This is a genomic window from Candidatus Sodalis sp. SoCistrobi (assembly GCF_900143145.1).
Lineage (GTDB): Bacteria > Pseudomonadota > Gammaproteobacteria > Enterobacterales > Enterobacteriaceae > SoCistrobi.
The window spans coordinates 1-5,836 of sequence record NZ_FRDB01000179.1 but is presented as its reverse complement, the minus strand read 5'-3'; the positions used below and the strand labels follow the sequence as shown (position 1 = coordinate 5,836).

General features: G+C 56.5%; 8 protein-coding genes. 7 read left to right on the top strand and 1 reads right to left on the bottom strand.

Annotation, left to right across the window (positions count from 1 at the left end; all coding sequences use genetic code 11):
- The first annotated feature begins 139 nt into the window (after positions 1 to 139).
- Complete coding sequence (locus tag CINSTRO3249_RS17885; RefSeq protein ID WP_256381669.1) at positions 140 to 268, top strand: hypothetical protein; 129 nt, start codon at positions 140 to 142, stop codon at positions 266 to 268.
- A gap of 233 nt (positions 269 to 501) precedes the next feature.
- A complete protein-coding gene (gene htpX, locus CINSTRO3249_RS11790; RefSeq protein WP_074013420.1) occupies positions 502 to 1,383 on the top strand; it encodes a protease HtpX in 882 nt (293 codons plus the stop codon).
- Between the two features lie 294 nt (positions 1,384 to 1,677).
- Here htpX and CINSTRO3249_RS11785 read toward each other — a convergent pair whose 3' ends face one another.
- Complete coding sequence (locus CINSTRO3249_RS11785; RefSeq protein ID WP_084790210.1) at positions 1,678 to 2,976, bottom strand: MFS transporter; 1,299 nt, start codon at positions 2,974 to 2,976, stop codon at positions 1,678 to 1,680.
- A 208-nt stretch (positions 2,977 to 3,184) separates the two neighbouring features.
- Here CINSTRO3249_RS11785 and kdgR point away from each other — a divergent pair, with 208 nt between their 5' ends.
- The 5 genes from kdgR (at position 3,185) to CINSTRO3249_RS11760 (ending at position 5,726) form a co-directional block, all read left to right on the top strand.
- Positions 3,185 to 3,976 (top strand): DNA-binding transcriptional regulator KdgR, encoded by a 792-nt coding sequence (kdgR, locus tag CINSTRO3249_RS11780; RefSeq protein WP_074013419.1) that lies wholly within the window; start codon positions 3,185 to 3,187, stop codon positions 3,974 to 3,976.
- Positions 3,977 to 4,039: 63 nt separating this feature from the next.
- Positions 4,040 to 4,288: a DUF2766 family protein gene (locus tag CINSTRO3249_RS11775; RefSeq protein ID WP_074013421.1), complete on the top strand. Its 249-nt coding sequence runs from the start codon at positions 4,040 to 4,042 to the stop codon at positions 4,286 to 4,288.
- A gap of 166 nt (positions 4,289 to 4,454) precedes the next feature.
- Entirely contained in the window at positions 4,455 to 4,598 is a 144-nt protein-coding gene (mgrB, locus tag CINSTRO3249_RS11770; RefSeq protein WP_074013418.1) for a PhoP/PhoQ regulatory lipoprotein MgrB, read from the top strand.
- 92 nt (positions 4,599 to 4,690) lie between these two features.
- Entirely contained in the window at positions 4,691 to 4,960 is a 270-nt protein-coding gene (locus tag CINSTRO3249_RS11765; RefSeq protein ID WP_074013417.1) for a YebO family protein, read from the top strand.
- Positions 4,961 to 5,177: 217 nt separating this feature from the next.
- Positions 5,178 to 5,726 (top strand): MBL fold metallo-hydrolase, encoded by a 549-nt coding sequence (locus CINSTRO3249_RS11760; protein ID WP_074013416.1) that lies wholly within the window; start codon positions 5,178 to 5,180, stop codon positions 5,724 to 5,726.
- Positions 5,727 to 5,836 lie beyond the last annotated feature (110 nt).

The following is a 5,836-nucleotide window of genomic DNA, read 5'->3' as shown; positions in this document are numbered from 1 at the left end:
AATATGTCACCAGGGTTTAATCTGACGTACAAGCTGTAAGCTTAAGGCAGAGTACAAACTCACCGGTAACATCCCAATGATCAGTTGGGGATCATTAACCTTTGAAAGTCAATGATCAAGATATAAGGGTAGCAAACCGGTGAAAAACCTGGACGCGATTCCCAAGGATTTCAAAGAACCGGATCCCTATTTGGATGAGTCGGTGCACATTGCGCTGGATCTCGCACATGCCGAGGCCAGCCAACCCGCCGCACCTCCGGCGGGGTAACCGGCTCACCAGCCAACCCGCCGCACCTCCGGCGGGGTAACAGACTCACCAGGGCGCCGACACCGGCGCCCTTTTTTACGCCGTGCGTCAGGGAAGAAAGCAAAAAGTTTAACAAAATGTAAAGTTATGTCTTTTTAGCGACTTATCGCCGCCTAATGCTTGAAAATCGCCGGCGAGACCCTAGATTAACGTTACGCACTAAGCGTGATAATTTCTGAGGAACCTGACATTTTATGATGCGTATCGCTCTCTTCCTGCTCACTAACCTGGCGGTGATGGTGGTGTTCGGTATTGTACTGAGCCTCACCGGGATCCAGTCCTCCAGTGCAGCCGGATTAATGATTATGGCCGGGCTGTTCGGTTTCGGCGGAGCTTTCGTTTCGCTGTTAATGTCAAAATCCATGGCGCTGCGCTCGGTCGGCGGCGAAGTGATTGAGCAGCCGCGCAATGAAACCGAACGCTGGCTACTCAATACCGTGCGCCAGCAGGCGCAGCAGGCCAACATCGCCATGCCGCAGGTGGCCTTATACCACGCCCCCGATATTAACGCTTTCGCCACCGGCGCCCGGCGCGATGCTTCGCTGGTGGCCGTTAGCACCGGTTTGCTGCAGAATATGAATCGCGACGAGGCCGAGGCGGTGATCGCGCACGAAATCAGCCATATCGCCAATGGCGATATGGTGACCATGACCCTGATCCAGGGCGTGGTAAATACCTTCGTTATTTTTGTCTCGCGTATTCTGGCGGAGCTGGCGGCGGGCTTTATGTCGTCGAACCGAGACGAAGGGGAAAGCGGTAACGGTAATCCGCTGGTGTATTTCGCCGTTTCCATGGTGTTGGAGCTGGTGTTTGGCGTGTTGGCGAGCATTATCACCCTGTGGTTCTCGCGCCACCGCGAATTCCACGCCGACGCCGGTTCGGCCAGATTGGTGGGACGCGAGAAAATGATCGCGGCGCTGCAGCGGCTGAAAACCAGCTATGAACCCCAGGAAGCTAGCAGCATGATGGCCTTCTGCATTAACGGCCGCAACAAGAGCTTCAGCGAATTGTTCATGTCGCACCCGCCGCTGGATAAACGCATTGAAGCGCTGCGTTCCGGCGCTTATCTGCAATAAGGCGCACCGTCGGGGCATCGCATTCGCGCCGGCCGGCGGCGCCTTTAAGACTCAGGCGCTGGCCGGTAATGCGCTTAATACTCTGGCGACGGTCGCTAATACCCACAATAATCGGGCGCCGGCAAGATCCCAGCGCTGGCCTTAAAGCCCCCGGCGCTGGCCGGTAAACCCTGCGGCGAAGCCCTGGCGTGGCGGGCAGCCAGAGCCTCCCCTTGGCAAGGGGGGCCTCCCCTCGGCAAGGGGCTCTTTTTTTGCCCGGTGCCGCCATCTTACCCTGCGCCATCGGCGCCGTGCTTATTTCCCCACCGCTTGCTGCGGGTTCACTTGCGTCATACGCAGCGAACTGACCAGCGCGGCACCGGTGGTTTGACCAAACAGGCGGGCGGTACCCAACATGCCGCTGGCGCCGCCGCTGCGATTACGCGGTGCCGAGGTGATAATGGTGTGGTTATTAGGCGACTGAAACAGGCCGAAACCGGCGCCGCACAGCATCATGCGCCAGATAATCTCGCCGTCGCTCGGCGCGGCCGGCAGCCAGGCCAGCGAAAAGAGACCCAGGGCGAACAGACCCATACCGATGCCCCCCAATAGCCCCGCGTGCACCCGGCCGATAAGGGCGCCGGCCAGCGGGGCGAAGACCATGGTCGCCAGCGGCCAGGGCGTCAGCAGCAGGCCGGTGGCGACCTCTGTCCGGCCCAGTACGCTTTGCAGATAGAAGGGCAGCGAGACCATTGCCAACATTTGGGCGCTAAAAGAGCAAATAGAGGTACACATAGACAGGGAGAACAGAGGAATGCGCAGCAAATCCACCGGCAGCAGCGGCCAGCGTTGACGTAACTGCTGGCGGACGAACAAGGTACCCACCACCAGGGCCAGACAGAGCTCGATGGCAATCCAGCGGCCGTTGACCTGTTGGGCAAAGCCGCTCAGCGCGGAAAGCAGCAGGCCGAAGGTCAGGGCATTCATCAGCGCACTGGCGGCATTGAACCGCTGGCCGCTGTTTTTTTGCGGGTTGACCGGCAGGTAACGGTGTCCCAACCAAAGGGCGAACAGGCCGATAGGCACATTGATCGCGAATAGCCACTGCCAGCTGGCAACAGACAGAACACCGGCCGCCACCGTAGGCCCGGCCGCGGTGGACACGGCTACCATCAGCGTATTAATGGCCATACCGCGCCCGAGAATACGCTGCGGGTAAATAATGCGGATCAGTGCGCCATTGATACTCATCACCGCCGCAGCGCCCAACCCCTGTAGCACGCGGGCGCCAATCAACATCCACAGGCTGTCTGATAATGCGCAAAGCAAAGACATGACGCTGAACACCGCCAGACCACACTGATAGACGCGACGGTAGCCGTAAATATCGCCCAGGCTGGCGAAGGAGAGCAAGGAGACGATTATCGCCAATTGATAGGCATTGACGACCCAAATCGAGGCCGCCGGACTGGCGTGAAGCTCTCGGGCGATAGTAGGCAAGGCGACGTTGGCGATGGCACCATCCAGGACCGCAATGGAGACGCTCAATACAATCGTTAGAATGGCTCCGTAGCGCTGCGGCAGGGGAAGGCCGTCGTGGTCGATGTGGGTCATTAAGGTTCGTTCATCCGTAAAAGCCTTTACTGTAACACTTTTGTTGCAATCGGCGAGCTGCGTTTCGCGCGGGAAATGTAATAAATACTAACTAACGGCCCCTGGCGGGCCAACCCTCATTGCGCTGGCGCCGGCCTTGCCATTATACTAAAAATCATGTTCTATTTTTTTTAAAACACACAACTCCCTGTATAGGATACCTATTAACATGGCGATAGCAGAAGTCGACCGGCAACCCGATTCGGTGTCGTCGGTATTAAAAGTGTTTGGCATTCTCCAGGCGCTGGGGGAAGAGCGAGAAATTGGTATTACCGAGCTATCGCAGCGGGTCATGATGTCCAAAAGTACGGTCTACCGTTTCCTGCAAACGATGAAATCCCTGGGCTATGTGGCGCAGGAGGGGGAGTCGGAAAAATATTCATTAACGCTAAAATTATTTGAGTTGGGTGCGAAAGCGCTGCAAAACGTCGATTTGATACGTATCGCCGATATCCAGATGCGGGTATTGTCCAACCTGACGCGTGAAACCATTCATCTCGGCGCTTTGGATGAAGACAGCATCGTCTATATCCACAAGATCGACTCGTTGTACAATTTACGCATGTATTCCCGCGTCGGCCGCCGCAATCCGCTCTACAGCACCGCTATCGGCAAAGTGCTGCTCGCCTGGCGCGAGGCCTCCGAGGCGCGCGACATTCTGGCCGATGTGGTCTTTACCCGCAGCACGTCGCGCACCGCCGGCAGTCGTGAGGCGCTACTGCCGGAACTGGAGCAAGTACGCGCGCAGGGCTTTGGCGAGGATAACGAGGAGCAGGAAGAGGGGCTGCGCTGCATCGCGGTGCCGATTTTTGACCGCTTTGGCGTCGTCATTGCCGGCCTGAGCATTTCGTTTCCTACTATTCGTTTCTCGGAAGACGCCAAAAACGATTACGTCAAAATGCTGCACGACGCGGCGCGCACGATCTCCCGCCAAATAGGCTATCGCGACTATCCGTTTTAACGCCCCGTTGACTGAGCCGGGTTATCGCACCCGGTTCGGATGCTGACGCATAAAGGAAAAAATATGACACAACCCTTTACTGAAAACCAGGAACTGGTGTCCGATTTAGTCGCCTGCCAGCTGGTGATAAAACAGATCCTAGACGTTATCGATATCATCGCGCCGGCGGAGGTACGTGATAAAATGTCCGCGCAACTGAAAAACATCGATTTTAGCACCCATCCGGCCGCGCGTGATGCCATCACGCGGCGCGCGATTGAGAAAGCTATCGCCCTTATCGACATGAAGTTTGATCGTTCCACCCCGCATTAATCGCCGTCTCCCGGTCGCGTTCAGCCTAGTGATGCGACCATCTCGATTTACCCATGCATTTTCTTACTTAAAAATCATTTCATTGGAAACTAATTAAGGTGCTGTTATCTGCGGTTTAAGTTTTAGTAGATAACATTAGTGCATTAGGCATTTCAGGAATAGGGTTTTGAAAAGAGGCACAACGGTCAAAATAGTCGCGATTCTGCTGCTCTGCCTGGCGCTGTGGCTGTCGGCGCTGAATAGCTTTTGTGACCAGGGAGGGGATTTTTTCAGCGGCCTATGCCTGGTCACCAAATGGATGCCTTGGTAACGTCTGTTAACAGGCAAATTTTGTCAGCAGGGTACTAAGTCGGCCATGGAGTGATAAGATAGCCACTGGTTTAATGAGTGGCAGGTCAGTTCATGAATGAGTTGGGAGATAGCAGCCTGAATATTGCCGTCGCCGTGGCGTCCGTCGCGGTATTCGTTATTGTGCTGGCGGTGTGGTTTTTCCTTAACCGCGCCAGCGTCAAAGCGAACGAGCAGATAGCTTTGCTCACCGAGCTTCTGGAGCAGCAGAAACAGCAAACCGCACTGCTAATGAAGCTCACCCGGGGGGAACCGCCGAACCCGGCCGTGCCTCCTGTCCCCGGCGAGCCCGTCATGTTTAAAGATTTTATCGCTGAACGCTAATACCCCAACGCGCGTTAACCCCTTAACCGGCATAGGGACGGTGGGCTATCCCTTTGCGTTGTCCGTCCTTGACAGGGAGAGTGCATAAGACCATGAGTAAGCGCAACCGCTGGTATGATCCTGCCAGACGCCACCATACGCCGACCGGCTTCACCAATCCTGACGTCTCCCTGCGCGATCCGGGGGCGCTTAAACGCTGGCGGGAAGAGCGCAAGGGTTGCCGCGGCCGCCTGGCGAGGGTTATGAAGGTTTTATTCGCCAATGGTGGCAAAAAGCCGACTTCAGCGGTCAGGAAGACGCCGTATGGTGGCTTGGCCACGCCTGCCTGTTGCTGCGGGTGGCGGGGCGACATATTCTTATCGATCCGGCGCTGGGCAACCGCGCCTCCCCGCTGCCGTTTGCCGGACCCGTGCGCAAAACACCGTTGGCGGCGAGTCTCGCCGAATTGCCGGCCATCGATTGGGTTTTGTATTCGCATAACCACTATGATCACCTTGATCGCGGCACACTGCGGCGGCTGTTAAAGCGCTTTCCCGCGTTACGGGTCGCTGCGCCTTTGGGCATGGGGGACTGGTTGCGCCGTCATGGCGTTAAACACGTCGACGAATGCGACTGGTGGGACGCGCTTACGCTTACGGAATTTTCACTGCACTGCACGCCGGCCCGTCACTGGAGCATGCGCACGCTATGGGACCGCAACCAGAGTCTGTGGTGCGGCTGGGTGGTATCGACATCGCAATGGCGGTTCTTGAATCACCCCGGATAAATTAGAGTCTATACTTTAAAAGTGGAGGTCTCTATGACAACGACCAAACGTTACTCTCCGGAAGTCCGTGAACGGGCAGTTAATCTAGTGCTGGAAACTCAGCATGAGCA